The organism is Mesorhizobium sp. M4B.F.Ca.ET.089.01.1.1, from assembly GCF_004022605.1.
Lineage (GTDB): Bacteria > Pseudomonadota > Alphaproteobacteria > Rhizobiales > Rhizobiaceae > Mesorhizobium > Mesorhizobium abyssinicae.
The window spans coordinates 1-600 of sequence record NZ_RZOS01001202.1; the positions used below are offsets into that span (position 1 = coordinate 1).

Genomic DNA, 600 nt, shown 5'->3' on the forward strand with positions numbered 1-600 from the left:
ACTCGCGAATGCCTGGCCGCGATCCCGGACACCTCGATTTCCGGCCGTCGGGTTGCCTGTGAACTGACGGAACTGATCGCGCACCGCGGCAAGCCGGGCATGATCGTTTCCGACCACGGCACAGAGTTCACTTCGAACGCCATCCTCGCCTGGTCGAAGGATCCACGGGATCGAATGGCACTACATCGCGCCAGGCAGGCCGATGCAGACGGATGTTGTAGAATAGCCCCTTCTTCTCATTCGGCGGCTTTTTTCACAGCCTTCCGCCTTTCGGGCCTCGTTCGCCATCGGGCGGTCTCTGCTGCATAGGCAGCTTCTGCCTTTTCGACTCGGGATCGTTCTTCGGCCAGCTTGGCCGGGATGTTGTAGTCGAACGCGGAGCCGCGCCTGGCATGGCTGGTCGGGAGGCCGGCGCGCATTCGACCGATCTGAACTTGCGGGCGAGCAAGGCAGGCCGGGCCCAGATATAGTCGGCATTTTTGCTCAGCATGTGCCAGATGATCATTGCAAGCTTGCGCGCGGGTGGCGACGGCACGCGATGTGCTTCCCATGCGGACACGGCGGGATCAGGTGGACGTGGAGGATTGACTGGATCAGGTT

General features: G+C 61.8%; 1 pseudogene. It reads left to right on the forward strand.

From position 1 onward, the window contains the following. A pseudogene (locus EN780_RS36775) lies at nucleotides 1–208 on the forward strand (DDE-type integrase/transposase/recombinase); the annotation flags it as partial. Between the last annotated feature and the right edge of the window lie 392 nt (nucleotides 209–600).